Genomic DNA, 23,852 nt, shown 5'->3' on the forward strand with positions numbered 1-23,852 from the left:
GATCAGGAGATGACCTGAGTGCTATCGGCAGTCGCTGGCGGAACTTGAGGGCGGCGATGCGCGGAGCGCCGAACGGCGCAGGTGCGGCAACGCGAGGATGGGCAGGCCAGCCGGGGCGCCGCGAACGGGCGCCCCGGAGAGGGCATCAGCCGCCGGCGACCGCCAGCGGCGCATCGCCGAAGCCGGCGTCACCGGCATTGGCGGAGGCTTCCAGACTGGCCTCGCGGTGCTTGCGCGTCTTGCCGGCGCGCGAAGGAGGCTGGCAGATCCCGCAGACATAACCACGCCTGGGCGCATGGGCATGAGCCACGAAGCGACCGCTGCAACTGGTACAGCGCACCAGTTCGAGCATCTCGCTTTCGAAGAAACGCACGAGGGTCCAGGCCCGGGTCAGCCCGAGCACCACCTCGCTGTCCTCGGCCAGCTCGACATGCTCGAGATACAGGCGATAGGCCTTGACGAAGGCCTCCATGCGCTCGCAGCCATGGCTGAGCACCAGGCTCTCGTAGATGTTGTAGAACAGCGAGGAATGGATGTTCGGCAACCAGGTCACGAACCAGTCGGTAGAGAACGGCAACATGCCTTTCGGCGGCGAAACGCCGCGCACTTCCTTGTACAGGCGAATCAGCCGCCCACGGCTGAGGTCCGTCTCCGTTTCGAGTACCTGCAGCCGTGCCCCCAGCTCGATCAGATCGATCGCCAGCTGCACCTGCTGCATCTCGTTGAGCAGACTCTTTTCGCTCATGACGGACTCACTCAGCCTGCAGATGCAACCGCTGGCGCCACCGAAGCCATCAGCAGGGCGGCATGAATCCGCCCCAGATCCTGCTCGCGCTGGCTCTGGGTCAACTGCGCCAACTGGTCGGCATCGTCCAGCACCATGCGGCACAGCAGCTGACGGGTGCGGGACAGCTGCATGAGCTGCTTGGCCGAAAGTCCGCCGATCAGTTCGGCAGTCTGGGGGCTGAGCTTAAGACGAAACTGCGCCGTGACCGGATCCTCCCGCAGCAGCTTCTGCGCCAGCAACAGATAGGAAAGATTCAGCTCCTGGATATCATCCAGCAGGCTATCGACACTCATGGAAATCCCTTGAATTTCATACGTCATCAAGGCTGCACGCCGCCTAGCGACTCAAGCTAATAGTTGTACACAACCGTGACAGCGCTTTTGGCGCCACTCTTGGCATTCGACTCCGGCTGTGCATGGGTGAAGGATCGACGACACTTGCCTGACGCCCAAGTTCCGCCGACGACGGCATGCTACCACGCAAAAATGTGAACCCGGTAGCACCACTAAAGGACACATGAGGACTACGACTGAGAGCATTTCTCACAAGATCGGGCAAAACGCCCCAAAAATGGCAAATTGGCGCCAAAAAAACACTTGCATAAAACTTATACAGTTTTTAAAAACCGGCACCCGCCCCATACACCCTTGACCTGAATCAACGATATGGCGTTATTCTTGCAGCGCCTGCAGCCCGCCCGCCCAGGCCAGCAGCTCGCCGACCACCTGATACAGCTGCGGCGGAATCCGCGCATCGAGGTCTACCTGCATCAGCAGGCCGACCAGCTCGGGCGAATCGTGGATCGGCACGCCATGCCGGCGCGCCTCGGCGATGATCCGCTCGGCCACCTCGCCATAGCCCTTGGCCACCAGCCGCGGGGCCTCCTCGCCGTCACGGTAGGCCAGCGCCAGCGCCTGGCGCCGCCGCACATGGGAACGCTCATCCGCCATCGCCCACCTCCGCCTCACGCTCGATCAGGTGCAAGCGCACCTCGCTGAAACCATGGCCGGCCAGGCGCTCCTCCAGCACTCCGCGGGTCTGCGTGAAATAGCCGCGCAGGCTGGCCGACTCGGTCTGCAGGGTCAGCGCCAGCCGCTCGCCCTGCAGGCTGATCGCCACCTCCAGCTCGCCATGCCCTTCCAGGCGCAGGGCCAGGCGCACCTGCCATGCGCCCTGCCCGGCCGAACCCTCACCCTCGCCTTCGCCGCCACTCTCCGCCTGCGCCTCCGCCGGCGGCGGCTGGATGCTCAGCGCCATGAACACGCCAGCCCAGACATTGCCCTCCCAGCGCACCTGCGGCTGCGCCAGCATCTCCAGCTGCTGGCGCAGCAGCGGCAGCTGCGCCTCGCCGGCATCCCCGCCGTCATGCCTGGCGTTCGCCAGCCTTTCATCTGCAGCGGGCGATCCCGACTCGACCGACGACAGACGCTCGGCGGACGCCGCAGGCACCGGCTCGCCGGGCGACTCCTGCGCCAATGGCGCCGCCTGCACCGCAGCCGGCGAAGCAGACACCGGGACCACCCGCATCTGCGGCTCCTGGCGCAACGCCTCGAGCGGCAGCTCGCCGCGCGACCAGCGCGCCACATGCGCCTCGTAGAACAGCCCGCTGGACTGGATGCTCTGCTGCAACTGCCCGGCGACCAGCGCGGCGGGCTGCGACCCGGCCGGCGCCGCGGCCAGCAGCGGGCCGGCGGGCGCGATGACCGCCGGCGGTGCCGGAAAACGCTGCAGCAGGTCGCCGATCAGCCGCGCCGCGGCGCTGAACGAGGTGGTGGTCGAGGGCTGCGGCTGGGCGGGCGGCGCGACCTCGGCGGCACCCGGCTGGCGCGCTGTCGAGGCATGCGCCGCCTGGCTGCGCACCGCGGCCGCGGCCTGCGCCACCGGCGCCGATTCGCGCGGATCCAGACGCGAATCGCTGTGCAGAGGCCGCGCGCCCTGCGCCGGTGCGGCGGCCGCAACCGCCGCATTCAGATCCCTGGGCAAGGGAATATCCACACGCCGCCCCAGCACCTGATGCAGCAAGGTGTCCAGAAGCGGCGTGATCCCGCTCACATGCCGCCCCCGTCCGGGCCGACGGGCACGTCGGAGCGATAGGCGCGCCCCAGCTCGAGCTGGCGCCGCGACACGCCGATCAGCCGCCCCAGCTCGTCGCGACGCGCCAGCAGGCAGGAACGGATCTCCGCCTCCAGCTCGAGGATCTGCTCGAGCAGGCAGGCGCGCCGCGCCCGGTCGCCGCCCTCGACACCGAGGCGCCGCTCGCACTGGGTGACGTTCTCCAGCTCGACCAGATAGCGCGACTTCTCGAGCACCAGGCTCGACCAGTCGCCCTGGCGGGCGAACTCGAGCATCCGCTGCGACTGGCGGAGCAGATGCTGGTAGGAGTCGATGACCTGCGATTGACTGGCCATGCTCAGTAACCGTCCACTTGCGGCCCGATTTCGCGCCAGGCCGAGCCGATGTCCTCGAGCAGGCGCTCGGCCTCGTCGAGGCACTGCTCGTCGTTGTGCAGATTGGCCTGCAGCAGCAGGCGCACTACATAGTCATAGAGCTGTTCGAGGCGCTGCGCCAGTTCCCCGCCCTGCTGCGGGTCGAGAGCAGCGATCAGGCCGAGATTGACGATGTCGATGGCCTTGGAAATCGCCTTGCCCTTCTCGGCGACGGCACCGTTCTGCATGTGCAGGCGCGCCGCGCGGATCGAGGCCTGGGCACCGTCAAACAGCATGACGATCAGCCGATGGGGGGTCGCGGCCATCACGCTGCTCTCCACACCCACCCGGGCATAGGCAGCCGCGCCGCGCATGGTACTGGTGACCATCTTCTTGGTTCTCTCTCTGCGAGTGAGTGGTTATCAGCCGTTGAGCTGGGCGTTCAGCGCATCGAACTGCTGGGTCAGGTAGCTGGTCGTGGCATTCATCTCCGACAGCATCAGATCCAGCTGGGTGAACTGCTTGCGGTAGCGCTCGACGGTGGCGCTGATGCTTTCCTCCATCCGCGCGTAGCGCTCGTCGAGCGACTTGATCCGCCCCTCGACGCCCTTGCTGACCGTATCGAGGGCACCGCCGTCCTTGAGGACCGTCTCCAGCGTGCTGCTCAGCTTGTCGGCCAGACCATCGGCGGTGCCGACACCAGCGAAGAAGCCGCTGACCGACATCAGGTCGCCGGAGATCAGGCCGTCGAGCTTGCTGCCGTCGAGCTTCAGGGTGCCCTTGAGCTCCAGCTCGATGCCGACATCGGCCAGCCGGGTCAGCGCGCCCTCGCCGAGACTGGCAGTGAGCACGTTGCGCAACTGGCTATGCACGCCACGCAGGGTGGCGTCGCCGAGCAGGTCGCCGGCCACCTGGGTATCCGCGTTGTAGGCGGTCAGGCTGGAAACGGTACCCTGCAGCGAATTCCATGCATCGACGAAACCGGTGACCGCCGACTTGATCGCCGCGCTGTCGCGCGCGACAGTCAGCACATGACTGCCACCCGCCTCGCTGAGCGACAGGCTGACACCCTGCACCGCGCCCTCGACCATGTTGGACTGGCTGGAGATGTCGATGCCGTTGACCTTCAGCGCGGCATTGCGCGCCTCCACCTTTTCGGAAAGATTCAGCACGCCGCCATAATCGCCGGTGACGGTCATCCGCGCGTCGGTACCGGTGTCCTTGGCGGTCAGCACCAGGCGATGGGGAGTGGCGCTGCCGTCATTGACGATGCTGGCGCTGACCCCGCCATTCTGCTTGTTGATGGCGTCGCGCAAGTCCTCCAGCGAGCTGGCATTGGCATCCAGGGTCACCGTCAGGGTCTTCTGCGTCGCGCCACTACCCTGGGTGATCGTCAGGGTGCCGGCCCCCAGATCGGTCGTGCGGTCGGCCAGGCCGACGCTCGCCAGGCTCTGCGCCTGGGCCAGATTGGTGACCGCGACCTCGTAACGTCCCGCCACCGCATCGCTCTTGGCCGCGGCAGTCACGCCGGTGCCGGTGATGCTGCTGGTGACCGCCTGGAAGGTCTTGCTGTCGCCGAGCTTCTTGGCGGCGTCCTGCACCTTGGTCAGCGCGCTTTCCAGCCGGCCGTAGGCCGACAGCTTGGCCTGCTGGGCCTTCTTCTGCTGGGTGACCGGCTGCAGCTTCAGGCGCTCGGCGCTGTCCAGCTGGTCGAGCAGACCGCTGAGATCGAGACCGGAACCGACGCCCAGCGAGGAAATGGAGGCCATGGAATTCCCCTTGCAAACCAGGCGCACCCGGCAACCGGGCCTGGCGCGCGTCCTTATCAGTTAGGCCCTGCAGCGAGATGGCAAGGCGCCGTTGAAAACCTTATCGGCTGACCGCCGGGAGACTTTAGGCAGAATCGCGGGAGCCTCGCCGGCGACCGGGTCGCGCCTGACCGGGTCTTGCCTGACCGGGCGTAGCTGCCGGATCAGACCTGCATGTTCATCACGTCCTTGTAGGCGGTGATCAGCCGGTTGCGCACCTGCACGCCCATCTGCATGGCGATGCTGGCCTTCTGCATGTCGACCATGACGTCGCTCAGCTCCACGCCGGGAGCGCCGGACTGCAGCGCCATCGCCTTGCTGCTGGCAGTCTGCTGCAGCTCGTTGATGCGCTGGATCGAGGCACGCAGCTCGGCAGCGAAGCCGCCCTGGCCGAGCGCCTGGGCGGCCGTCGCGCCTTGGGCGGACTGCCCCGCCGCCTGGGCGGCCAGGGTATGGAGCTGTTGCAGGGCAGACTGGATGGCTGGAGCACTCATCGACACATTCCGGACAGGCAGGGATTGGGGATGCTGGCAAGCCTACCGGGCAGCGACCGCCGCCCATACCCCCAATTGACAGCAAAAGCCGTGGCTTTTCAGGCCTTTAGCATGGCGGTCCAGACGCATAATGACGCCATCACAGCTCCGCCCGCGCCCGGCGGAGCCTCGCGACCGACCCTGCAAGCGGAACCCGCAATGCCCTTCGAAACCATCCTGACCGGCCCCCGGAACTGCGCATGAGCAACGCCACGCCAGCCGCCGCCGGCATCCCCGGCAGCGCCGCCGCCAGCAGCAACACAGGCAGCGGGCTAGAGCGCCTGCTGGCCAGGGTGCGCAGCACCCCGCTGCTGCCCGTACTGATCGCCGGCGCCGCGTCCATCGCGGTGCTGGTCGCCCTGCTGCTGTGGGCCCAGGCACCGGACTACCGGGTGCTCTTCTCCAACTTCAGCGAAGCCGACGGCGGACGCATCATCGCCGAACTGGACAAGCGCGGCGTGCCCTATCGCCTGAGCGAAGGCGGCAGCACCCTGCTGGTGCCGGCCGAGCAGATGCACGCGCTGCGCCTGCAACTGGCCGAGCAGGGCCTGCCGCAGGCCGGCAACGTCGGCTTCGAGCTGATGGACAAGCAGGCCTTCGGCGTCAGCCAGTTCGCCGAGCACCTCAACTTCCAGCGCGGCCTGGAGGGCGAGCTGGCCCGCTCGATCGAATCGCTCGGCCCGGTGGCCAAGGCGCGCGTGCACCTGGCCATGGCCAAGCAGTCGATCTTCGTCCGCGACCGCCAGCCGGCCAGCGCCTCGGTGGTGCTGACCCTGCACCCGGGGCGCAGCCTCGGCGAAGGCCAGGTCGACGCCATCGTGCACATGGTCAGCTCCAGCGTGCCGGAGCTGACCGCCGAGGCGGTCACCGTGGTCGACCAGAACGGCCGCCTGCTGTCGGTGCCCGGCGGCGAGGGACGCGATCTCGACGGCAGCCAGCTGAGCTACATCGACGAGGTGGAAAGCTCCTACCAGCGCCGCATCGAGCGCATCCTCAGCCCGCTGCTCGGCGCCGAGAACGTGCGCGCCCAGGTCGCGGTGGAGATCGACTTCGCCAATCGCGAGCAGACCGCCGAGCGCTTCACCCCCAACCAGAATCCCGGCGAGGCGGCGATCCGCAGCCAGCAGTCCAGCGAGAGCCTCAGCGGCGACACCGCGCCTGCTCGCGGCGTGCCGGGCGCCCTGTCCAACACGCCCCCTGCACCATCGGCACCGACCCCGCCCGCCCCGCCGCAGGGACAGACCAGGGGCCAGCCCGCCCAGAACGCAGCGCCAGCGGCCGATCCGGCGACCGCCACAGCCAGGAGCACCCAGGGCTCGGCGCAGCGCGACAGCCTGACCAACTACGAGGTCGACCGCAGCGTCGAGCACGTCCAGCTGCGCCGCGGCAGCATCAAGCGCATGACCGCGGCCGTGGTGCTCAACTACCGCAACGGCGTCGACGCCGACGGCAACCCGACCCGCGAGGCGCTGAGCGCTGCCGAGCTGGAGCAGATCAACCGCCTGGTGCGTCAGGCCATGGGCTACTCGGAGAACCGCGGCGACCAGCTGGAAGTGGTCAACAGCCCGTTCACCGAGGCCTCGCCGAGCGTTGCCGCCAGCCCCTGGTGGCAGACCCCGGAATTCTTCGTGATGGCCACCTCGATCGCCCGCTACCTGATGGTGGGCATCGCCGCCCTGCTGCTCTGGCTGCTGCTGTTGCGCCCGCTGATGCGCCGCCACGCACCGTCGCCGGCCGCCGCCGGTGGTACCGGAGCGGAAACTGTCGACGCCGCGAACGTCGGCCCGGCCAGCAGCGCCGGCGGCGCCGAGCCGGTCGACCCGGTAGAGGCGACCGCGGCCGCCACCGGCGAGCTGCAGCGCCGCCAGCGCCGCCGTTCGGCCGTCTACGAACACAACCTGGCCACCCTGCGCGAGATGGCCCAGGACGACCCACGACTGATCGCCATGATCGTCAGCGGCTGGATGAAGAAGAATGACTGAGATGACCGGCGTCCGCCGCAGCGCCATCCTCCTCCTCAGCCTGGACGAGGATAGCGCCGCGGAAGTGTTCAAGTACCTGTCGACCCAGGACATCGAGGCGGTCAGCCTGGAGATGGCGCGCCTGCAGCAGGTCTCCCACGAGGAGATGCGCCAGGTGCTCGACGGGTTCTTCGACGAGACCGAGCAGTACGCGGCGATCAACCTGCTGTCCAGCGACCACATCCGCGCGGTGCTGACCAAGGCCCTCGGCAGCGAACGCGCCGAGACCCTGATCGAGGACATCCTCGACGCCAGCGGCACCAGCTCCGGCATCGACAAGCTCAACCTGATGGAACCGGGCATGGTCGCCGAGCTGATCCGCGACGAACACCCGCAGATCATCGCCACCATCCTCGTCCATCTGGAGCGCGGCCAGGCGGCCGACATCCTGCAGCTGTTCGACGACCGCCTGCGCAACGACATCATCCTGCGCGTGGCCACCTTCAACGGCGTGCAGCCGGCCGCGCTGCAGGAACTCACCGAGGTGCTCGGCGGCATGCTCGACGGCCAGAACCTCAAGCGCAGCAAGATGGGCGGCGTGCGCACCGCGGCGGAACTGCTCAACCTGCTCAACTCCAACCAGGAGGAGTCGGCCATCGAGACCCTGCGCGCCCACAACGAGGACCTGGCGCAGAAGATCCTCGACGAGATGTTCCTGTTCGAGAACCTGCTGGACGTCGACGACCGAGGCATCCAGCTCATCCTCAAGGAAGTCGACACCAACTCGCTGGTGGTGGCGCTCAAGGGCGCCGAGCCTGCGCTGCTCGACAAGTTCCTGCGCAACATGTCGCAGCGCGCCGCCCAACTGTTCCGCGAGGACCTCGAGGCGCGCGGCCCGATCCGCGTATCGCAGGTCGAGGCCGAGCAGAAGGCGATCCTGCAGATAGTCCGCCGCCTGGCCGACAGCGGCGAGATCGTGCTCGGCGGCGGGGACGACTCCTATGTCTGACCGCCGGCCGCCGCACGTCGGGGAGCAGTGGCGCCCCTGGCAGATGGACGAACTGGGCAGCGCCGGCGAGGCCACGCGCCAGCAGCGCGAAGCGCAGCGCCAGGAAGCCCTGCGCCAGGCGGCCTTCAGGCGCAACGCCGAACTGCAGGCGCTGCGCGAGCAGGCCCAGCAGCAGGCCCGCGAGCAGGGCTACCGCGACGGCTTCGCCGAGGGCCGCGAAGCCGGCTACGCGGCCGGCCTCGAGGAAGGCCGGCGCGCCGGCGAGGCCGAGCTGCAGCAGCAGCTGCAGCAGACCCTGCAGCCGCTGCAGGGCCTGGCCGCGCAGTTCGGCGCCGCCCTCGCCCAGCTCGACGAACGGATCGCCGCGCAACTGGTCGATCTGGCCCTGGTCACCGGCCGCCAGCTGGCCGGCGAGGCCCTGGCGGCGCACCCCGAACAGATCCTCGAGATCGTCCGCGAACTGCTGCACAGCGAACCGGCACTGAGCGGCCAGCCGCGCCTGTGGCTGCATCCGGCCGACCTCGTGCTGGTCAAGGCCCAGCTCGGCGACGAGCTGGAAGCCGCCGGCTGGCGCCTGCAGCCGGACAGCGAACTGTCGCGCGGCGGCTGCCGCGCCAGCGCCGGCAGCGGCGAACTGGACGCCACCCGCGAGCGGCGCTGGGAAGCCCTGGTGGCACAGATCCGCCACCGCCAGCAGGCGGACGACGCCAGCCACGTCGCGGACATGGGAGTCTGAGCCCATGCAGGCCAATCCGCATCAGCAGCACTGGCAGCAGACCCTGGCCAGCGTCGGCCGGCGCATCGCCGCGACGCCGCGCTACAGCGCCAGCGGCCGGGTGATCCGCGCCACCGGTATGGTGCTGGAAGCCACCGGCCTGCAGGTGCCGCTGGGCGGCGTGTGCCGCATCGAGCTGTCGCCGCGCGGCGCTGCCCGGCAGCAGCCCAGCTGCGCCGAGGCCGAGGTGGTCGGCTTCGCCGGCGAGAAGCTGTTCCTCATGCCACTGGAGGAGATCAGCGGCCTGCTGCCCGGCGCACGGGTGTTCCCCCTCGCCGACAGCGCCGGCGAGCGCGAGAGCGCGCGGCGCTTCCCGCTGGGCAGCGCGCTGCTCGGCCGGGTGCTCGACGGAGGCGGCCAGCCGCTGGACGGACTGCCGCTGCCGGAGGACTGCCACTACGCGCCGCTGGCCACCGAACCGATCAACCCGCTCAACCGCGCGCCCATCGAGGAGCAGATCGACGTCGGCATCCGCGCCATCAACGGCCTGCTCAGCGTCGGCCGCGGCCAGCGCATGGGCCTGTTCGCCGGCTCCGGCGTCGGCAAGTCGGTGCTGCTCGGCATGATGGCGCGCTTCACCCGCGCCGACGTGATCGTGGTCGGCCTGATCGGCGAACGCGGCCGCGAGGTGCAGGACTTCATCGACAACATCCTCGGCCCGGAAGGCCGCCGCCGCGCCGTGGTGGTCGCCGCGCCGGCCGACACCTCGCCGCTCAAGCGCCTGCAGGGCGCCGCCTACGCCACCCGCCTGGCCGAGGACTTCCGCGACCAGGGCCGCGACGTGCTGCTGATCATGGACTCGCTGACCCGCTACGCCATGGCCCAGCGCGAGATCGCCCTGGCCATCGGCGAGCCGCCGGCGACCAAGGGCTACCCGCCCTCGGTGTTCGCCAAGCTGCCCCGGCTGGTGGAGAAGACCGGCAACGGCCCGCGCGGCGGCGGCTCGATCACCGCCTTCTATACCGTGCTCAGCGAAGGCGACGACCAGCAGGACCCGATCGCCGACTCGGCGCGGGCGATCCTCGACGGCCACGTGGTACTCTCGCGCCAGCTGGCCGAGAGCGGCCACTATCCGGCCATCGACATCGAGGCGTCGATCAGCCGGGCGATGACCGCCATCGTCGACGACGGCCAGCGCCGCCGCGCCCAGCAGTTCAAGCAGGCGCTGTCGCGCTACCAGCGCAACCGCGACCTGATCAGCGTCGGCGCCTACGTGGCCGGCCACGACCCGCAGCTCGATCACGCGGTCAACCTGTATCCGCGTCTGGAGCGCTTCCTCCAGCAGCGCATCGACGAACGCGCCGGCATCGCGGAAACCCTGCAGCAACTTTCCGCCCTGGTCTCCGGGGCCTGACCTGATGGAGAGGTGATCCGGCATGTCCCGCTCATCCGCACTCGACACCCTGATCGAGCTGACCCGCGAGGCCGTCGACAACGCCGGCCGCCAGCTGGCCGGCGCGCGGCGCAGCCAGCAGCAGGCGCAGGGGCAGCTGGACACCCTGCAGCACTACCGCCAGGAATACGCCCGCGGCCTGCAGCAGGCCATGCAGGAAGGCATGGAGCCGGCCAGCCTGCTCAACTACCAGGCCTTCCTCGGCACCCTGGACAATGCCATCGACCGCGCCCGCCTGAGCCTGAACGAGCAGCAGCGTCAGGTCAGCCAGCGCCAGCAGCAGTGGCTGGAGCAGCAGCGCAAGCTGAACTCCTACCACACCCTGGTCGACCGGCGCGCCCAGGCCGAGCAGCTGCGCGACAGCCGCAGCCAGCAGCGCATCACCGACGAGCTGAGCGCCCAGCTGCGCCTGCGCGGCAGCGCCTTCACCTCCACTTCCGGCAGCGGCCGGTGAGCAGCCCCATGGACATCAGCATCATCGGCGCCGGCAACCTCGCCGCCGCCCGGACACGCAGCGGCCAGAAACCGGCCGCCGGCGAAGACAGCTTCGCCCGCCATCTGCAGCAGGCGGCGGGCAGCGCTCCGGCCGCCCCCGGCGCCAGCGCGGCGGATCCGGCCAGCGGCACCGGCGCAGAGCGGTCGCCCACTGAGGCAGCGCCACCCCGGGCAGCGGCCGCCAGCCCGACGGCAGACCTGCTGCAGCCAGCTCCCCTGCCGGACAACAGCGTCCTGCTCCCCCTGCCCGCCGGCCAGCCGCTGGCGGCGGCCACGCCGGATGTCGCCACGGAGGAGCTGGCCGCCCGCACGGAGCAGGCTGTCGATGCCCTCGACGAGATCCGCCGGCGCCTGGCACTGATCGAGCAGGCCGGCCAGCTGCCGACCGAGACGGCGGCGGCCTTCGCCCCCCAGCCGGCCCAGGCCGGCTGGCCACTGGCCGGAACTGGGCCGGCGCCGACAGGCAGCCCGGCCGCGGCCACCGCCAGCGAGAGCGTGCCCAGCCTGCTCGACCGCCCCGCCCGGGCCAGCGCAAGCGGCGGGGCCCCGCTGGCGCAGCCGGCGCCGCCAGCCGCCACGACCGCGAGCACCGCGGCCGCCGGCAGCGAGCAAGCCCAACCCGAAGCCTTCGCCAGCCTGGCCGCCACCGGCGATGCCCCGGCAAGCGACGGCCAGCTGTTCGGCCTGACGGCGCCCGGCGCAGCCCAGGCACAGTCCACGCCATCGGCAGCGCCGGGCGCCGCCGCGTCGGGCCCCGCTGCGCCGGTCACCCTCGGCGCCCCGCTGGCCAGCCGCGAATGGCAGCAGGATCTCGGCCTGCAGCTGATCGGCCTGCACCAACGCGGCGAACAGCAGATCGAGCTGCACCTGCACCCCAGCGAGCTGGGACCGCTGTCGGTCAGCCTCAGGCTCGGCGAGCTGGGCGCCCAGGCGCAGTTCCTCTCCGCCCATCCGCAGGTGCGCGCCGCCGTAGAACAGGCCATCCCGCAGCTGCGCGAGGCCCTGGCGGCCCAGGGCATCAGCCTGGGCGAAACCTCGGTGGGCGCGCAGCACCAGCCGCAGGGCGACCAGCAGGCCGGCAGCGGCGCGGGCAATCGCCAGAGCGCCGGCACTGCCGCCGTGGCCGACGGCGGCGACGAGCCGCGCGTGCAGGCAGCGCAGCGAGCCCTGCTCGGCCAGGTCGACCTGTACGCCTGAGCCGGCTGACGGCAAAGCCTGAAGATAGGCTCGATTGGCTGGCTTTTTCGGCCCATCGAGCCCCGTCCGCCGCCGCCATACTCGTCACCCTGTAATCCGTCCCTCGAGCGCACACCCAATGGCCAACCCCGAATCCACCGGCAAATCCACTCCCTGGCTGGTGATCGTCCTGCTGATCCTGCTCTGCTCGGGCGGCAGTGCGGCAGGCATCTACTTCCTGATGGGCAGCGGCAAGCTGAGCGGCCTGACGGGCGGCGCCGAGGCCGCGCCCAGCGAGCCGGTCAAGTCGCCGACGCCGCTGTTCGTGCCGATCAGCCCGTTCACCGTCAACCTGCAGGCCGAGCCGGGCGAGCAGCGCCTGCTGTACATCGGCCTGTCGCTGAAGGTCGGCGACAAGGCCACCGAGGCCCTGCTCAAGGAGCACATGCCCGAGGTACGCAGCCGCCTGCTGATGCTGATGGCCAGCCAGAAGGCCGCCGAGCTGGTAACCCCGGCCGGCAAGGACGCCCTGACCGCGCAGATCCTCGCCCTGTTCGGCACCCCGCTGACCAGCCCGCAGCCGCCGCTGGCGATCGACGGCGTGCTGTTCTCCGACTTCATCGTGCAGTAGCGCCATGGCCCAGAACGATCTGCTCTCGCAGGAAGAGATCGACGCCCTGCTCAAGGGCGTCACCGGCGAGGACGAGTCCCAGGACAGCGAGAGCGCCGTCCAGCTACGCGTGCGCCCCTACGATCCGGCCACCCAGCGGCGGGTGATCCGCGGCCGCCTGCCGGCCCTGGAGATCATCAACGAGCGTTTCGCCCGGCGCTTCCGCATGGCGCTGTTCAACCTGATCCGGCGCAGCGCCGACATCACCGTGGACAGCGTGCGCTACCAGAGCTACAGCGAGTTCGCCCGCAACGTGCCGGTGCCGACCAACCTCAACCTGATCGCCATGAAGCCGCTGCGCGGCACCGCGCTGGTGGTGTTCCCGCCGAGCCTGGTGTTCATGGTGGTCGACAACCTGTTCGGCGGCGATGGCCGCTTCCTCACCAAGAACGAGGGCCGCGAGTTCACCAACACCGAGCAGCGCATCATCCGCCGTCTGCTGGGGCTGGCGCTGGAGGCCTACACCGACGCCTGGCGCGCGGTCTATCCGCTGGAAATCGACTTCCTGCGCTCGGAGATGCAGGTCAAGTTCGCCAACATCACCAGCTCGCCCAACGAGATCGTGGTGAACACCACCTTCCACCTGGAAGTCGGCAACCTGGCCAGCGACTTCAACATCTGCATCCCCTACTCCATGATCGAGCCGCTGCGCGACCTGCTCAACGGGCCGCTGACCGACAGCAATCCCGCCGAGGATCGCCAGTGGAGCCAGCGCATTGCCGGCGAGATCCGCCAGTCGCAGGTGGAGCTGATCGCCGACTTCGTCGAGATCCCCACCAGCATCGCGCGGATCATGGCGCTGAAGATCGGCGACGTGCTGCCCATCGAGCTGCCCGAGCAGGTCAGCGCCCGGGTCGACGGCGTGCCGGTGATGCACTGCGAATACGGCAGCCAGAACGGCCTGCGTGCCCTGCGGGTCACCCGCCTGGTCGACCACACGCCGCCCTCAGCCAAGGCTTCCGCCGATCTGTTCGCCAAGGGCGCCGTGCCTGCGGCCAAGGAATCCAACCATGACTGATCCGAACTCCCCCGAGCAATCCGGCCTCGACGCCGACTGGGCCAGCGCCATGGCCGAGCAGACCACCGCTGCGCCGGCCATCGAGGACGATCCCTGGGCCGCCGCCTTCGCCGAACAGGCCGCCGCCACGCCGCCGGCCGCCAGCGTGAAGAGCGCCGGGGAAAGCGTGTTCAAGCCGCTGGACAAGGGGCCCGGCAGCACCGGCATGCGCGACCTGGAGATGATCATGGACATCCCGGTCAAGCTCAGCGTCGAGCTCGGCCGCACGCGCATCACCATCAAGCAGCTGCTCGAACTGGCCCAGGGCTCGGTGATCGAGCTGGACGGCCTGGCCGGCGAGCCGATGGACATCCTGATCAACGGCTACCTGATCGCCCAGGGCGAGGTGGTGGTGGTGGAGGACAAGTACGGCATCCGCATCACCGAGATCATCACTCCATCCGAACGCGTGCAGAAGCTCAACCGATGAGCAGCCTCGCTCCCGCCGAGCAGGCCGCCGGCAGCGGCGACGCCCTGCTCGGCATGGCCGCGCTGGGCAAGACCGGCCTCGCCCTGCTGCTGGTGATCGGCCTGATCCTGCTGTGCAGCTGGCTGCTGCGGCGCCTCAATGCCGGCCAGCAGCTGCCCGGCCAGCCGCTCAGGGTGCGCGGCAGCACCGCGCTGGGCCAGCGCGAGCGGGTGGTGATCGTCGAGGTCGAAGGAACCTGGCTGGTGCTCGGCGTCACCCCTGGGCAGATCAGCAAGCTGCACGAGCTGCCGGCACCGCCAGCCGCCAGCGCGCAGCCCGGCGCGGCCGTGCCCGCCGGCAACTTCGCCGCGCGCCTGGCCCAGGCGCTCAAGCACAACCTGGGCGGCGCAGCGGCGCGCCAGCCATGATCCGTCCGCTGCGTCGCCACCTGCCGGCCCTGCTGGCGCTGCTCCTGCTGCCGGGCCTGGCCCTGGCCGAAACCGGCCTGCCCGGGGTGATCAGCAAGCCGCTGGCCGACGGCAGCCAGCAGTGGTCGCTGAGCCTGCAGAGCCTGCTGCTGCTCAGCTCGATGGCCTTCCTGCCGGCCATGCTGCTGATGATGACCGGCTTCACCCGCATCATCATCGTCCTCGGCCTGCTGCGCACCGCGCTCGGCACGCCGTCGACGCCGCCCAACCAGGTGCTGGTCGGCCTGGCGCTGTTCCTCACCTTCTTCGTCATGTCGCCGGTGCTGACCAAGGTGCACGAACAGGCCTGGCAGCCGTTCTCCCGCGACGAGATCAACTTCGAGCAGTTCATCGCCACCGGCAGCCAGCCGTTTCGCGAGTTCATGCTCGGCCAGACCCGCGAGACCGACCTGGCGCTGTTCGCCCGCCTGGCCCAGGTCGGCGACATCCAGGGGCCGGAGCAGGTGCCGATGCGCGTGCTGCTGCCGGCGTTCGTCACCAGCGAGCTGAAGACCGCCTTCCAGATCGGCTTCACCATCTTCATCCCATTCCTGATCATCGACCTCGTGGTGGCCAGCGTGCTGATGGCCCTCGGCATGATGATGGTGCCGCCGGCGACCATTTCGCTGCCGTTCAAGCTGATGCTGTTCGTGCTGGTGGACGGCTGGCAGCTGTTGATCGGCTCGCTGGCGCAGAGCTTCTATACCTGATCCGCCCTCGGAGGCACCGCGATGACACCCGAATCGGTCATGGACCTCGCCTACCAGGGCATGCGCGTCACCCTGTTCATGGCCGGCCCGCTGCTGCTCACCGCGCTGCTGGTGGGCCTGTTGATCAGCCTGTTCCAGGCCGCCACCCAGATCAACGAGATGACCCTGTCGTTCATCCCCAAGATCCTCGCGGTGTTCACCGTGCTGGTGCTGGCCGGCCCCTGGATGATCAAGCTGATCGTCGACTTCACCCGCGAGCTGTTCGGCAACATCCCGCTGATGCTCGGCTGAGATGGTCGAGGTCGACTTCGCCCAGCTGCAGCAGTGGCTGACCGCCTTCTTCTGGCCGTTCGTGCGCCTGAGCGCCTTCCTCGCTGCCTCGCCGCTGTGGGGCCATTCCAGCATCCCGATGCGGGCGAAGATCGGCCTGGCCGTGCTGCTCGCGGTGCTGCTCGGGCCGACCCTGCCGCCGCTGCCGGCGGTGCCGCTGGTATCCTGGACGAGCCTAGGCATCGTTCTCGAGCAGACGCTGATCGGCATCGCCATCGGCCTGACCATGCGGGTGACCTTCGCCGTGGTGCAGGCCGCCGGCGAGATCATCGGCCTGCAGATGGGCCTGGGCTTCGCCAGCTTCTTCGCCCCGGACACCGGCACCAACACCATGATCCTCTCGCGGCTGCTGTACATGCTCAGCCTGCTGATGTTCCTGGCGCTGGACGGTCATCTGCTGGTGCTGGAAATCCTCGCCGGCAGCTTCACCAGCCTGCCGATCGGCCAGGCGCTGGATCTCGCCGCCGGCGAGATTCTCGTCCGCCATGCCGGGGTGATCTTCGCCTCCGGGCTGCTGCTGGCCCTGCCGCTGGTGGCGGCGCTGCTGACCATCAACCTGGCGATGGGCATCCTCAACCGCGCCTCGCCGCAGCTGACCGTGTTCTCGATCGGCTTCCCGCTGACCATGCTGGTGGGCCTGGTGCTGCTGATGGTGCTGATGAACGACCTGGGGCGCTTCCTCGAGATGCTGTTCGGCGACGCCCTGCTGTTCCTGCGCCAGCTGGTGGCGAGTCTGGCGCTGGCGAACTGAACGGGTCCGCCAGCGCCGGCCATCAGATCTGCTGGAACAGCGACAGCTTCTGCACGTCGATGAAGGCCTTCTGCGCTGCCTGCAGGCCGACCTGGCGCAGGGTGTACTCGGAAATCGCCTTGTTGTAGTCGAGATCGAGACGGTCGGAGAGCACCTGCTCGTAGTTGAGCATGCGGTTGCTGCCGACCACGTCGAGCACGTCCAGCTCGTTGAGGCGGGCGCCCACCGTGGAGCGCACCGACAGCACGTTGTCGAAACCCTTGTCCAGCGCGGCGCCGGCCTTGGCCAGGGTCGTCTGCAGGCTGGCGCGGCCGGCGTCGTCCTGCACCGGGGTGGACAGCACGTCGATCATGTCCTTGAGCGCGCCGAACAGGTCGGCATCCTCGGCGCTGGCGAAGATCGCGCGGCCGTTGTCGGTGCTGGGCATCATCCGTGCCGAGTCGACGTGCTGGGCCTTGACGCCCTCGTCGCCGACGTAGCTGACCCGCCCGTCGGCATCCTGCACGAACGGCGGAGTGCCGTCCTGATGGCCGCCGAACAGATAGCGGCCGTTGCCGTCCCGGGAGTTGGCCTGGCCGACCAGCCCCTGGTAGATGCCGTTGAGCTCCTGGGCGATGGCGTTGCGGTCGGCATCGCCGAGGGTGCCGTTGCCGGCCTGGACCAGCAGGGTGCGCGCACGGACGATGAAGTCGGCGGTGCTGCTGAGCACGCTCTCCTCCTGGGACAGGCTGTTGCGCGCGCTGACCCGGGCGTTGGCGTACTGCTCGTCGACCGCCTTGGCCTGCTCGACGCCCACCGCCAGCGAGGCGGCCTGCGGATCGTCGGAGGGGTTGACCACACGGCGGCCGCTGGACAGCTGCAGGCCGGTCTTGAGGAACTCGCCCTGCTGGCGGTTGAGCGCAGAGAGGCTCTGCTCGTACATGGTGGTGGTGCTGATGCGCATCGCGCGTTACTCCGTCGGTCAGGCCCGGATGCCGAGCAGGGTGTCGAGAACGGTCGCGCCGATCTCGATGACCTTGGCGTTGGCCTGGTAGTACTGCTGGTAGCGGATCAGGTTGGCGGCCTCCTCGTCGAGGTTGACCCCCGAGTCGGCCTGCTGCAGGGCGCTGAGCTGCTCGCTGAGGCCCTGCTGGGCGTCGAGGTTGGCCGCAGCGATGCTGGTGCGGTTGCCGATGTCGCTGACGATGGCCGCGTAGCCCTGGCTCAGGGTGGCCTGGCCGCCCACCACGCTGCGCGTCTGCAGCGCCTGCAGCTGCAGGGCGTTGCGGTTGTCGCCGGAGCCGCTGCCGCCTGCCGGCTGGCCGGCGGCGATGCGCGCCGGATCGGTCAGGTTGTTGCCCAGGCGCGCCGCCGCGGCGCGGGTCGGCTGGATCAGGAAGCGGTCGCCCTCGGCCGGAGTGCCGCTGATCTGCACGCTCATGCCGCCGAAGCTCAGGGTGCCGTTGGCGCTGTCGAAGTTGGCCTCGACCGCCGTGCCGATGTCGCGGCGCACCACGCTGTAGCCGCCGGCCGTGCTCCAGCTGACGTCGTAGTCGCTGGCGGTGAGGCTGCCCAGCGCGGCCGGATCGTAGCTGGCGCTGAGCACGGCGTCGCCGCGGTTGCCGGTGTTGCTGAAGCTGACCGGCGCACCGATGGTGAAGAAGTCGCCGCCGGCCGCGCCGTAGAGATCGACGCCCTGGGCATGCTGCTGGTTGAAGGCCACCGCCAGGGATACCGCCAGTTGGCCGAGCTGGCCCTGGGTGCGGTCGAGGGTCTCGCGGCGGAAGGTCATCAGGCCGCCCAGCTCGCCGTCCTGGAAGGTGGTGTCGGGAAACTCCACCAGGTTGCCGCCCGGATCGCGGTAGCCGACCACGAAGCGGCTGGCATCCTCGGAGGAACGCATGGCCTCGAGCTTGAAGCTGTTGGTGCCGCTGACCAGGCTCAGGCCGTTGCCGAGGGTCAGGTTGTAGCTGCCGCCATCCTGGACGGTCAGCCGGGCGTCGATGCGCTGGCTCAGCTCGGCGACCAGCTGGTCGCGCATGTTGAGCAGGCCGTTGGGCACCTCGCCGGTCTTGGCCCTGGCCAGGGCGATCTCGCGGTTGAGGTTGGCGACCTGGCCGGCGGTGTTGTTGATCTGGGTGACCTGATCCTTGAGCTGGCCGTTGATGCTGGTCTGCATGTCGCTCAGGTAGCCCTCGAACGCGCGGAACTGCCCGGTCAGGGTCTGCGCGGCGCCCAGCACGCCCTGACGGGCGGCCGGATCGGCCGGCGAGGCCACCACGTCCTCCAGGGCGGAGAAGAAGCTGCTCATCAGCGGCGCCAGGCCGGCCTCGCGGTCGGCCAGCAGGGTGTCGATCTGGCTGACCTGGGAGTGGTAGCTGCTCAGCGCACCGGCCACGCCGTTGCTGCGGTTGAGCTGGTTGGCGACGAACTGGTTGAACTGGCGCTCGACGTTCACCACCTCGACGCCGCCTCCGGCGAAGTGCTCGCCGACCTGGGCCAGCTGGCGGTTGTAGCCCGGGGTGTAGACGTTGCTGATGTTGTTGCTGGTGGTGGCCAGCACCGTCTGCGCGGTCTGCAGGCCGCTGACGCCGATGGAAAAGATGCTCATGAAGCCGTTCCTGTTGAACCTTGCTCGGGATATCGGCCGCGCCGCGCTGATCTTGAGTCGCCTTGCCAAGTTCCTGCCACGAGGGCGCCCGCCGGTCAGAGCTGCGCCACCTGGCGGGCCGGATCGAAGGGTGCGATGGTCGCCATGACCGCGATCAGCTTGTCGGCGTAGGCCGGGTCGGTGGCGTAGCCGCCACGCTGCAGTGCACGCGCCGCCTGGGCCGCGTCGGGCGCCTCGACCACCCCGGCGTAACGCGGGTTGTCGCCGATCAGCCGGGCGTAGTCGGTGAAGGCCGCCTCGAAGGACTCGTAGACGCGGAAACGCTCGATGCGGCTGACCGGCCGACCGTCGATGTACTCGGTGGTACGCACTTCGGTGGTCGGCCCCTGCCAGTTGCCGCCGGCCTTGATGCCGAACAGGTTGTGGCTGTTGCCGCCGCTGGCCGTGGCGATCTCGTGGCGGCCCCAGCCGGTCTCCAGCGCCGCCTGGGCGAGGATCAGCTCGGCCGGCACGCCGCTGGCGCGGCTGGCTGCGCGTGCCGGCTCGTGCAGGCGGGCGACGAAGGTCGCGACATGCCCGCCGCCTTCGCCGCGGGCCTGTTCCGGCTGCCCGATCTCGGCAGCCGCGAGGCTGCGCTGCGCCACCGGCGACGGGCGGGAGACGGTTTCGAGCCGCGCCAGCGGCCGCTCGGCCGCCGCGGCACCCGCCGGCGCGGCGGCGGCCGGCTCCAGCTGCAGCGCACCGTACAGCGGCCGCGGCGTGCCGCGGGGAATGCCGGCGATCAGTCCGGCATCGTGCGCCGGTGCGGCGATGCCCGCCTGGCTGCGCAGCTGCCCGGCGATCTGCTCGGCCAGGCCGAGACCCTGGCCGGCGAGGGTCTGCGCCCATTGCTGGTCGAGCATTTCCGTGTACAGGCGGCTCTGCTGGCTGTCGAGCAGACCGGATTGAGGGCCGGCTTCGCGCATGCTCTTCAGCATCATCTGCAGGAGCACCGCCTCGAACTGGCGGCTGGCCTCGCCGAGGCCCGCGGCCGGGTCCTGGCGGGCGCTCTGCCTGAGGCGCTGCAGGCCCTGCAGGTCGAGGGCGAACTGGCCGCTCAGATCGTTGACGCTCATCAGATGATCTCCAGTTCGGCGCGCAGCGCACCGGCCGCCTTGAGCGCCTCGAGAATCGACATCAGGTCCTGCGGAGTGGCGCCCAGGGCATTCAGCGCCTTGACCACGTCGAGCAGGTTGGTGCTCGGCGCCACCATGCGCAGCCCGGTGCCCTGCTGCTCGACGGTGATCTTCGAGTCCGGCACCACCACGGTCTCGCCTTCGCTGAACGGCGCCGGCTGGCTGACCCTGGGCTGGTTCTCGATCACCACCGACAGGTTGCCGTGAGCCACCGCGGCGTTGTGCAGGGTGACACTGCCGTTGAGCACCACGGCGCCGCTGCGCGAGTTGATGATGACCCTGGCCGGCGCTTCGACCGGCAGGATGTCGAGGCCCTCCAGACGGGCCATGAAGTTGACCCGGCCGTTGGGGTCGCGCGGCGCGTCGAGGAGGATCAGTCCGGCATCCTGCGCGCTGGCCACGGTGCGCCCGAAGCTGGCGTTGATGGTGCTGACCAGGCGCTGGGCGGTGCCGAAGTCGGGCTGCTTGAGCTGCAGCTCGAGCAGGCCGCGTTCGTTGCCCAGCTGCAGCGGCACCTGGCGTTCGACGGTGGCGCCGCGGGCGATCCGTCCGCCGGCCTGCTGGTTGATTTGCACGCTGCTGCCGCCGGATTCGGCGCCGGCGCCGCCGACCAGCAGGTTGCCCTGGGCCAGGGCGTAGACCTCGCCGTCGATGCCCTTGAGCGGGGTCATCAGCAGAGTACCGCCGCGCAGGCTGCGCGCATTGCCCACCGAGGACACCACCACGTCGAGGTGCTGGCCGGGCCGGGCGAAGGCCGGCAGGTCGGCAGTAACCATCACCGCGGCGATGTTGCGCAGCTGCATGTTGGTGCCCGGCGGCACGGTGATGCCCAGCTGCGACAGCATGTTGGTCAGGCTCTGTCCGGTGAACGGCGCCTGCATGGTCTGGTCGCCCGAGCCGTCCAGGCCCACCACCAGGCCGTAGCCGACCAGGGCGTTGCTGCGCACCCCGGAGAATTCGGCCAGGTCGCGCAACCGCTCGGCGCGGGCGCTGCCGGCGGCGCAGAGCACGAGCAGCAGCATCAGCAGGCGGGCGGGAAGCGGGATATTCAGTCGCATGGCGGTCGCGGCCCCATCAGAACGGCGAGATGTTGAGGAAGAAGCGCTGCAGCCAGCCCATGGTCTGGGCCTCGTTGATGTAGCCGTCGCCGACGTACTCGATGCGCGCATCGGCCACCTGGGTCGAAGGCACGGTGTTCTGCACGGTGATGGCGCGCGGATTGACCACCCCGGAGAAGCGGATGAACTCGGTGCCCTGGTTGATGGCGATCTGCTTCTCGCCGCGCACGCGCAGGTTGCCGTTGGCCATCACCTCCAGCACCGACACGGTGATGGTGCCGTTGAAGGAGTTGTTGGCCTTGGCGCCGCCACTGCCGGCGAACACGTTTTCCCCCTCGAGCTCCGTCGCCCACTCGGACAGCTTGCTGAGCTTGTCGGGCACGGTGATCGGGGTCAGGCTGGCCGAACCGTTGCGACTGGCGTTGGCGGCGGCATTCTTGCTGGCGCTGACCTGCTCGTTGAGCACCACGGTGAGGATGTCGCCGACCATGCGCGGGCGGCGGTCCTCGAACAGCGGCTGGAAGCCCTGGCGCGACTGGTAGATCGAACCATTGGCCTGCGGCAGCGGGCGCTCGGGAATCTGCACCCGCTCCTGCTCGCCGACCACCGAAGGCCGCGGCAGCTGGGCGCAGCCGCCGGCCAGCAGCGCGGCCAGCAGGACGGCAGCGGTCGCGCGGGAGGTGCGCATCACAGCTGGGCCAGCCGCGCCAGCATCTCGTCGGAGGTCTCCACGGCCTTGCTGTTGATCTCGTAGGCGCGCTGGGTCTGGATCATGCTGACCATCTCCTCCACCACGTTGACGTTGGAAGTCTCCACGTAGCCCTGGTAGAGCACACCGGTGCCGTTCAGGCCGGGCACGTTCTCGTTGGGCGCCCCGGAGCTGTCGGTTTCCAGGTAGAGGTTCTCGCCGATGCTCTGCAGCCCCGGCGGGTTGATGAAGGTAGCCAGAGTCAGCTGGCCCACCTGGCGACTCTGGGTGCTGCCCGGCTCGGTGATCGAGACGATGCCGTCCTGGGCCACCGTCACCGACAGGGCGTTGTCGGGGATGGTGATGCTCGGCTGCAGCGGGTAGCCGCTGGCGGTGACCAGCTGGCCGTCGCGGTCGATCTGGAAGCTGCCGTCACGGGTATAGGCGGTGGTGCCGTCGCTGCGCAGCACCTGGAAGAAGCCGTTGCCGTTGATCGCCAGATCCCGCGAGTTCTCGGTGTTCTGCAGGCTGCCCTGGCTGTGGATGCGCTCGGTGGCCACCGGGCGCACGCCGGTGCCGATCTGCAGGCCGGACGGCAGACTGGTCTGCGCGGTGCTGCTGGCGCCGGGCTGGCGCAGGTTCTGGTACAGCAGGTCCTCGAACACCGCGCGCGAGCGCTTGAAGCCATTGGTGCTGACGTTGGCCAGGTTGTTGGCGATCACGTCCAGCTGGACCTGTTGCGATTCCAGGCCGGTCTTGGCCGTCCACAGCGATCTGATCATCGGAATTCCTCGGGATTGGGTGGGTCGCCAGGGCCTCAGCCCTGCAGCGACAGCAGGCTGTTGGCGCGCTGGGCGTTCTCGTCGGCGCTGCCGATCACCTTCATCTGCATGTCGTAGCGGCGGGCGTTGTCGATCATCGCCACCATCGCCTCGGTGGGGCTGACGTTGCTGCCCTCCAGGGCGCCGGGGGTCAGCCGCTGGTTGTCGTCGGCCGGCAGAGTGGCGCCGACGCCGTTGGCGTCCGGCTGGCTGCGGAACAGGCCGTCCTCGCCACGCACCAGGCTGCCCGGGGCGGCGGCAACCAGCTTGAGGCGACCGACCTCGGCGATGCTCTCTGGCCCCTGGCCTTCGCCGATCGCGCTGATGGTGCCGTCGACGCCCATGCTCAGGGTGCTGCCCAGCGGCACGATCAGCGGGCCGCCCTCGCCGATCACCGGGCGGCCGAGAACGCTGACCATGCCGGTGGCATCCATCTGCAGATCGCCGCGCCGGGTGTAGGCCTCGCTGCCATCGGGCGCCTGCACCGCCAGCCAGGCGTCGCCGCGCAGGGCGACATCCAGCTCGCGCCCGGTGCTGGATACCGGCCCCGCGCTGAAATCGGCCACCGGCGTGCTGGCCACGGTCAGCGTGCGGGTGGCCAGGCCGGCGCCCTCCACGGGCACCGCCTGCATGGCCATCAGCTGGCCGCGGAAGCCCGGAGTGGCGGCGTTGGCCAGGTTGTGGCTGACCGCCGCCTGCTGCTCGAGGGTGAAGCGCGCCCCGCTCATCGCGGTATAGAGGATGCGATCCATGGCTCAGTCCG

General features: G+C 69.5%; 28 protein-coding genes. 13 read left to right on the forward strand and 15 right to left on the reverse strand.

Annotation, left to right across the window (positions count from 1 at the left end; genetic code table 11):
* Nucleotides 1-145: 145 nt before the first annotated feature.
* From flhC to fliE, 8 genes are all read right to left on the reverse strand, one after another.
* Entirely contained in the window at nt 146-745 is a 600-nt protein-coding gene (gene flhC / locus RA210_RS18385; RefSeq protein WP_201487579.1) for a flagellar transcriptional regulator FlhC, read from the reverse strand.
* An 11-nt stretch (nt 746-756) separates the two neighbouring features.
* A complete protein-coding gene (gene flhD / locus RA210_RS18390; RefSeq protein WP_136491706.1) occupies nt 757-1,080 on the reverse strand; it encodes a flagellar transcriptional regulator FlhD in 324 nt (107 codons plus the stop codon).
* 378 nt (nt 1,081-1,458) lie between these two features.
* Nucleotides 1,459-1,737: an EscU/YscU/HrcU family type III secretion system export apparatus switch protein gene (locus tag RA210_RS18395; RefSeq protein ID WP_136491707.1), complete on the reverse strand. Its 279-nt coding sequence runs from the start codon at nt 1,735-1,737 to the stop codon at nt 1,459-1,461.
* Nucleotides 1,727-2,770 carry a flagellar hook-length control protein FliK gene (fliK, locus tag RA210_RS18400; protein WP_201487580.1) on the reverse strand — a complete coding sequence of 348 codons (1,044 nt, stop codon included), beginning with the start codon at nt 2,768-2,770 and terminating at the stop codon, nt 1,727-1,729. The genes RA210_RS18395 and fliK overlap by 11 nt, the downstream gene beginning before the upstream one ends.
* A 65-nt stretch (nt 2,771-2,835) precedes the next feature.
* Nucleotides 2,836-3,195, reverse strand: a complete 360-nt coding sequence (locus RA210_RS18405) for a flagellar protein FliT (protein ID WP_136491502.1) — start codon at nt 3,193-3,195, stop codon at nt 2,836-2,838.
* 2 nt (nt 3,196-3,197) lie between these two features.
* Nucleotides 3,198-3,602, reverse strand: coding sequence for a flagellar export chaperone FliS (fliS, locus tag RA210_RS18410; RefSeq protein ID WP_236574804.1), 405 nt, complete (start codon nt 3,600-3,602; stop codon nt 3,198-3,200).
* 33 nt (nt 3,603-3,635) lie between these two features.
* A complete protein-coding gene (gene fliD, locus RA210_RS18415) occupies nt 3,636-4,982 on the reverse strand; it encodes a flagellar filament capping protein FliD (protein WP_201487581.1) in 1,347 nt (448 codons plus the stop codon).
* 203 nt (nt 4,983-5,185) lie between these two features.
* Nucleotides 5,186-5,515: a flagellar hook-basal body complex protein FliE gene (gene fliE, locus RA210_RS18420; RefSeq protein WP_201487582.1), complete on the reverse strand. Its 330-nt coding sequence runs from the start codon at nt 5,513-5,515 to the stop codon at nt 5,186-5,188.
* A 239-nt stretch (nt 5,516-5,754) separates the two neighbouring features.
* Here fliE and fliF point away from each other — a divergent pair, with 239 nt between their 5' ends.
* From fliF to fliR, 13 genes are all read left to right on the forward strand, one after another.
* Nucleotides 5,755-7,536, forward strand: coding sequence for a flagellar basal-body MS-ring/collar protein FliF (fliF, locus tag RA210_RS18425; RefSeq protein ID WP_201487583.1), 1,782 nt, complete (start codon nt 5,755-5,757; stop codon nt 7,534-7,536).
* Nucleotides 7,529-8,524, forward strand: a complete 996-nt coding sequence (fliG, locus tag RA210_RS18430) for a flagellar motor switch protein FliG (RefSeq protein WP_136491498.1) — start codon at nt 7,529-7,531, stop codon at nt 8,522-8,524. Before fliF ends, fliG begins: the two co-directional genes overlap by 8 nt.
* Nucleotides 8,517-9,260 carry a flagellar assembly protein FliH gene (gene fliH / locus RA210_RS18435; protein ID WP_136491497.1) on the forward strand — a complete coding sequence of 248 codons (744 nt, stop codon included), beginning with the start codon at nt 8,517-8,519 and terminating at the stop codon, nt 9,258-9,260. The genes fliG and fliH overlap by 8 nt, the downstream gene beginning before the upstream one ends.
* A gap of 4 nt (nt 9,261-9,264) precedes the next feature.
* Nucleotides 9,265-10,653: a flagellar protein export ATPase FliI gene (gene fliI, locus RA210_RS18440; RefSeq protein WP_201487584.1), complete on the forward strand. Its 1,389-nt coding sequence runs from the start codon at nt 9,265-9,267 to the stop codon at nt 10,651-10,653.
* Between the two features lie 22 nt (nt 10,654-10,675).
* The gene (gene fliJ / locus RA210_RS18445; protein ID WP_136491495.1) at nt 10,676-11,146 is read left to right on the forward strand and encodes a flagellar export protein FliJ; all 471 of its coding nucleotides are present in this window, start codon (nt 10,676-10,678) and stop codon (nt 11,144-11,146) included.
* Nucleotides 11,147-11,154: 8 nt separating this feature from the next.
* A complete protein-coding gene (locus RA210_RS18450) occupies nt 11,155-12,384 on the forward strand; it encodes a flagellar hook-length control protein FliK (RefSeq protein WP_201487585.1) in 1,230 nt (409 codons plus the stop codon).
* A 118-nt stretch (nt 12,385-12,502) separates the two neighbouring features.
* Nucleotides 12,503-12,994 carry a flagellar basal body-associated protein FliL gene (gene fliL / locus RA210_RS18455; RefSeq protein ID WP_136491567.1) on the forward strand — a complete coding sequence of 164 codons (492 nt, stop codon included), beginning with the start codon at nt 12,503-12,505 and terminating at the stop codon, nt 12,992-12,994.
* 4 nt (nt 12,995-12,998) lie between these two features.
* Nucleotides 12,999-14,051, forward strand: a complete 1,053-nt coding sequence (gene fliM / locus RA210_RS18460) for a flagellar motor switch protein FliM (protein WP_136491566.1) — start codon at nt 12,999-13,001, stop codon at nt 14,049-14,051.
* Complete coding sequence (gene fliN, locus RA210_RS18465) at nt 14,044-14,520, forward strand: flagellar motor switch protein FliN (RefSeq protein WP_136491565.1); 477 nt, start codon at nt 14,044-14,046, stop codon at nt 14,518-14,520. The genes fliM and fliN overlap by 8 nt, the downstream gene beginning before the upstream one ends.
* Nucleotides 14,517-14,927, forward strand: coding sequence for a flagellar biosynthetic protein FliO (fliO, locus tag RA210_RS18470; protein ID WP_201487586.1), 411 nt, complete (start codon nt 14,517-14,519; stop codon nt 14,925-14,927). The genes fliN and fliO overlap by 4 nt, the downstream gene beginning before the upstream one ends.
* The gene (gene fliP, locus RA210_RS18475) at nt 14,924-15,676 is read left to right on the forward strand and encodes a flagellar type III secretion system pore protein FliP (RefSeq protein ID WP_136491563.1); all 753 of its coding nucleotides are present in this window, start codon (nt 14,924-14,926) and stop codon (nt 15,674-15,676) included. The genes fliO and fliP overlap by 4 nt, the downstream gene beginning before the upstream one ends.
* A 21-nt stretch (nt 15,677-15,697) precedes the next feature.
* The gene (gene fliQ, locus RA210_RS18480) at nt 15,698-15,967 is read left to right on the forward strand and encodes a flagellar biosynthesis protein FliQ (protein WP_090347761.1); all 270 of its coding nucleotides are present in this window, start codon (nt 15,698-15,700) and stop codon (nt 15,965-15,967) included.
* Nucleotide 15,968: 1 nt separating this feature from the next.
* Nucleotides 15,969-16,757, forward strand: coding sequence for a flagellar biosynthetic protein FliR (gene fliR, locus RA210_RS18485; protein ID WP_136491562.1), 789 nt, complete (start codon nt 15,969-15,971; stop codon nt 16,755-16,757).
* A 22-nt stretch (nt 16,758-16,779) separates the two neighbouring features.
* Here the strand turns inward: fliR and flgL are convergent, their stop codons facing one another.
* The 7 genes from flgL to RA210_RS18520 all read right to left on the reverse strand — a co-directional run bounded on the left by flgL (nt 16,780) and on the right by RA210_RS18520 (nt 23,841).
* Nucleotides 16,780-17,700 carry a flagellar hook-associated protein FlgL gene (flgL, locus tag RA210_RS18490; protein ID WP_201487587.1) on the reverse strand — a complete coding sequence of 307 codons (921 nt, stop codon included), beginning with the start codon at nt 17,698-17,700 and terminating at the stop codon, nt 16,780-16,782.
* A gap of 18 nt (nt 17,701-17,718) precedes the next feature.
* Complete coding sequence (flgK, locus tag RA210_RS18495; protein ID WP_136491560.1) at nt 17,719-19,347, reverse strand: flagellar hook-associated protein FlgK; 1,629 nt, start codon at nt 19,345-19,347, stop codon at nt 17,719-17,721.
* Nucleotides 19,348-19,442: 95 nt separating this feature from the next.
* Entirely contained in the window at nt 19,443-20,462 is a 1,020-nt protein-coding gene (gene flgJ, locus RA210_RS18500; RefSeq protein ID WP_201487588.1) for a flagellar assembly peptidoglycan hydrolase FlgJ, read from the reverse strand.
* Complete coding sequence (locus RA210_RS18505) at nt 20,462-21,580, reverse strand: flagellar basal body P-ring protein FlgI (RefSeq protein WP_136490875.1); 1,119 nt, start codon at nt 21,578-21,580, stop codon at nt 20,462-20,464. Before RA210_RS18505 ends, flgJ begins: the two co-directional genes overlap by 1 nt.
* A gap of 16 nt (nt 21,581-21,596) precedes the next feature.
* The gene (locus RA210_RS18510) at nt 21,597-22,268 is read right to left on the reverse strand and encodes a flagellar basal body L-ring protein FlgH (RefSeq protein WP_201487589.1); all 672 of its coding nucleotides are present in this window, start codon (nt 22,266-22,268) and stop codon (nt 21,597-21,599) included.
* Nucleotides 22,268-23,050 (reverse strand): flagellar basal-body rod protein FlgG, encoded by a 783-nt coding sequence (gene flgG, locus RA210_RS18515; RefSeq protein ID WP_136490877.1) that lies wholly within the window; start codon nt 23,048-23,050, stop codon nt 22,268-22,270. Before flgG ends, RA210_RS18510 begins: the two co-directional genes overlap by 1 nt.
* A 35-nt stretch (nt 23,051-23,085) precedes the next feature.
* Complete coding sequence (locus RA210_RS18520; RefSeq protein ID WP_201487590.1) at nt 23,086-23,841, reverse strand: flagellar basal body rod protein FlgF; 756 nt, start codon at nt 23,839-23,841, stop codon at nt 23,086-23,088.
* Nucleotides 23,842-23,852 lie beyond the last annotated feature (11 nt).

The sequence above is a fragment of the Pseudomonas sp. OF001 genome (genome assembly GCF_904426495.1).
Lineage (GTDB): Bacteria > Pseudomonadota > Gammaproteobacteria > Pseudomonadales > Pseudomonadaceae > Geopseudomonas.

Excerpts from the sequence above, each read along its gene's own strand:
- flhC (WP_201487579.1), bottom strand. The coding sequence starts at position 745 with ATGAGCGAAAAGAGTCTGCTCAACGAGATGCAGCAGGTGCAGCTGGCG.
- flhD (WP_136491706.1), bottom strand. The coding sequence starts at position 1,080 with ATGAGTGTCGATAGCCTGCTGGATGATATCCAGGAGCTGAATCTTTCC.
- RA210_RS18395 (WP_136491707.1), bottom strand. The coding sequence starts at position 1,737 with ATGGCGGATGAGCGTTCCCATGTGCGGCGGCGCCAGGCGCTGGCGCTG.
- RA210_RS18405 (WP_136491502.1), bottom strand. The coding sequence starts at position 3,195 with ATGGCCAGTCAATCGCAGGTCATCGACTCCTACCAGCATCTGCTCCGC.
- fliS (WP_236574804.1), bottom strand. The coding sequence starts at position 3,602 with ATGGTCACCAGTACCATGCGCGGCGCGGCTGCCTATGCCCGGGTGGGT.
- fliD (WP_201487581.1), bottom strand. The coding sequence starts at position 4,982 with ATGGCCTCCATTTCCTCGCTGGGCGTCGGTTCCGGTCTCGATCTCAGC.
- fliE (WP_201487582.1), bottom strand. The coding sequence starts at position 5,515 with ATGAGTGCTCCAGCCATCCAGTCTGCCCTGCAACAGCTCCATACCCTG.
- fliF (WP_201487583.1), top strand. The coding sequence starts at position 5,755 with ATGAGCAACGCCACGCCAGCCGCCGCCGGCATCCCCGGCAGCGCCGCC.
- fliG (WP_136491498.1), top strand. The coding sequence starts at position 7,529 with ATGACTGAGATGACCGGCGTCCGCCGCAGCGCCATCCTCCTCCTCAGC.
- fliH (WP_136491497.1), top strand. The coding sequence starts at position 8,517 with ATGTCTGACCGCCGGCCGCCGCACGTCGGGGAGCAGTGGCGCCCCTGG.
- fliI (WP_201487584.1), top strand. The coding sequence starts at position 9,265 with ATGCAGGCCAATCCGCATCAGCAGCACTGGCAGCAGACCCTGGCCAGC.
- fliJ (WP_136491495.1), top strand. The coding sequence starts at position 10,676 with ATGTCCCGCTCATCCGCACTCGACACCCTGATCGAGCTGACCCGCGAG.
- RA210_RS18450 (WP_201487585.1), top strand. The coding sequence starts at position 11,155 with ATGGACATCAGCATCATCGGCGCCGGCAACCTCGCCGCCGCCCGGACA.
- fliL (WP_136491567.1), top strand. The coding sequence starts at position 12,503 with ATGGCCAACCCCGAATCCACCGGCAAATCCACTCCCTGGCTGGTGATC.
- fliM (WP_136491566.1), top strand. The coding sequence starts at position 12,999 with ATGGCCCAGAACGATCTGCTCTCGCAGGAAGAGATCGACGCCCTGCTC.
- fliN (WP_136491565.1), top strand. The coding sequence starts at position 14,044 with ATGACTGATCCGAACTCCCCCGAGCAATCCGGCCTCGACGCCGACTGG.
- fliO (WP_201487586.1), top strand. The coding sequence starts at position 14,517 with ATGAGCAGCCTCGCTCCCGCCGAGCAGGCCGCCGGCAGCGGCGACGCC.
- fliP (WP_136491563.1), top strand. The coding sequence starts at position 14,924 with ATGATCCGTCCGCTGCGTCGCCACCTGCCGGCCCTGCTGGCGCTGCTC.
- fliQ (WP_090347761.1), top strand. The coding sequence starts at position 15,698 with ATGACACCCGAATCGGTCATGGACCTCGCCTACCAGGGCATGCGCGTC.
- fliR (WP_136491562.1), top strand. The coding sequence starts at position 15,969 with ATGGTCGAGGTCGACTTCGCCCAGCTGCAGCAGTGGCTGACCGCCTTC.
- flgL (WP_201487587.1), bottom strand. The coding sequence starts at position 17,700 with ATGCGCATCAGCACCACCACCATGTACGAGCAGAGCCTCTCTGCGCTC.
- flgK (WP_136491560.1), bottom strand. The coding sequence starts at position 19,347 with ATGAGCATCTTTTCCATCGGCGTCAGCGGCCTGCAGACCGCGCAGACG.
- flgJ (WP_201487588.1), bottom strand. The coding sequence starts at position 20,462 with ATGAGCGTCAACGATCTGAGCGGCCAGTTCGCCCTCGACCTGCAGGGC.
- RA210_RS18505 (WP_136490875.1), bottom strand. The coding sequence starts at position 21,580 with ATGCGACTGAATATCCCGCTTCCCGCCCGCCTGCTGATGCTGCTGCTC.
- RA210_RS18510 (WP_201487589.1), bottom strand. The coding sequence starts at position 22,268 with ATGCGCACCTCCCGCGCGACCGCTGCCGTCCTGCTGGCCGCGCTGCTG.
- flgG (WP_136490877.1), bottom strand. The coding sequence starts at position 23,050 with ATGATCAGATCGCTGTGGACGGCCAAGACCGGCCTGGAATCGCAACAG.
- RA210_RS18520 (WP_201487590.1), bottom strand. The coding sequence starts at position 23,841 with ATGGATCGCATCCTCTATACCGCGATGAGCGGGGCGCGCTTCACCCTC.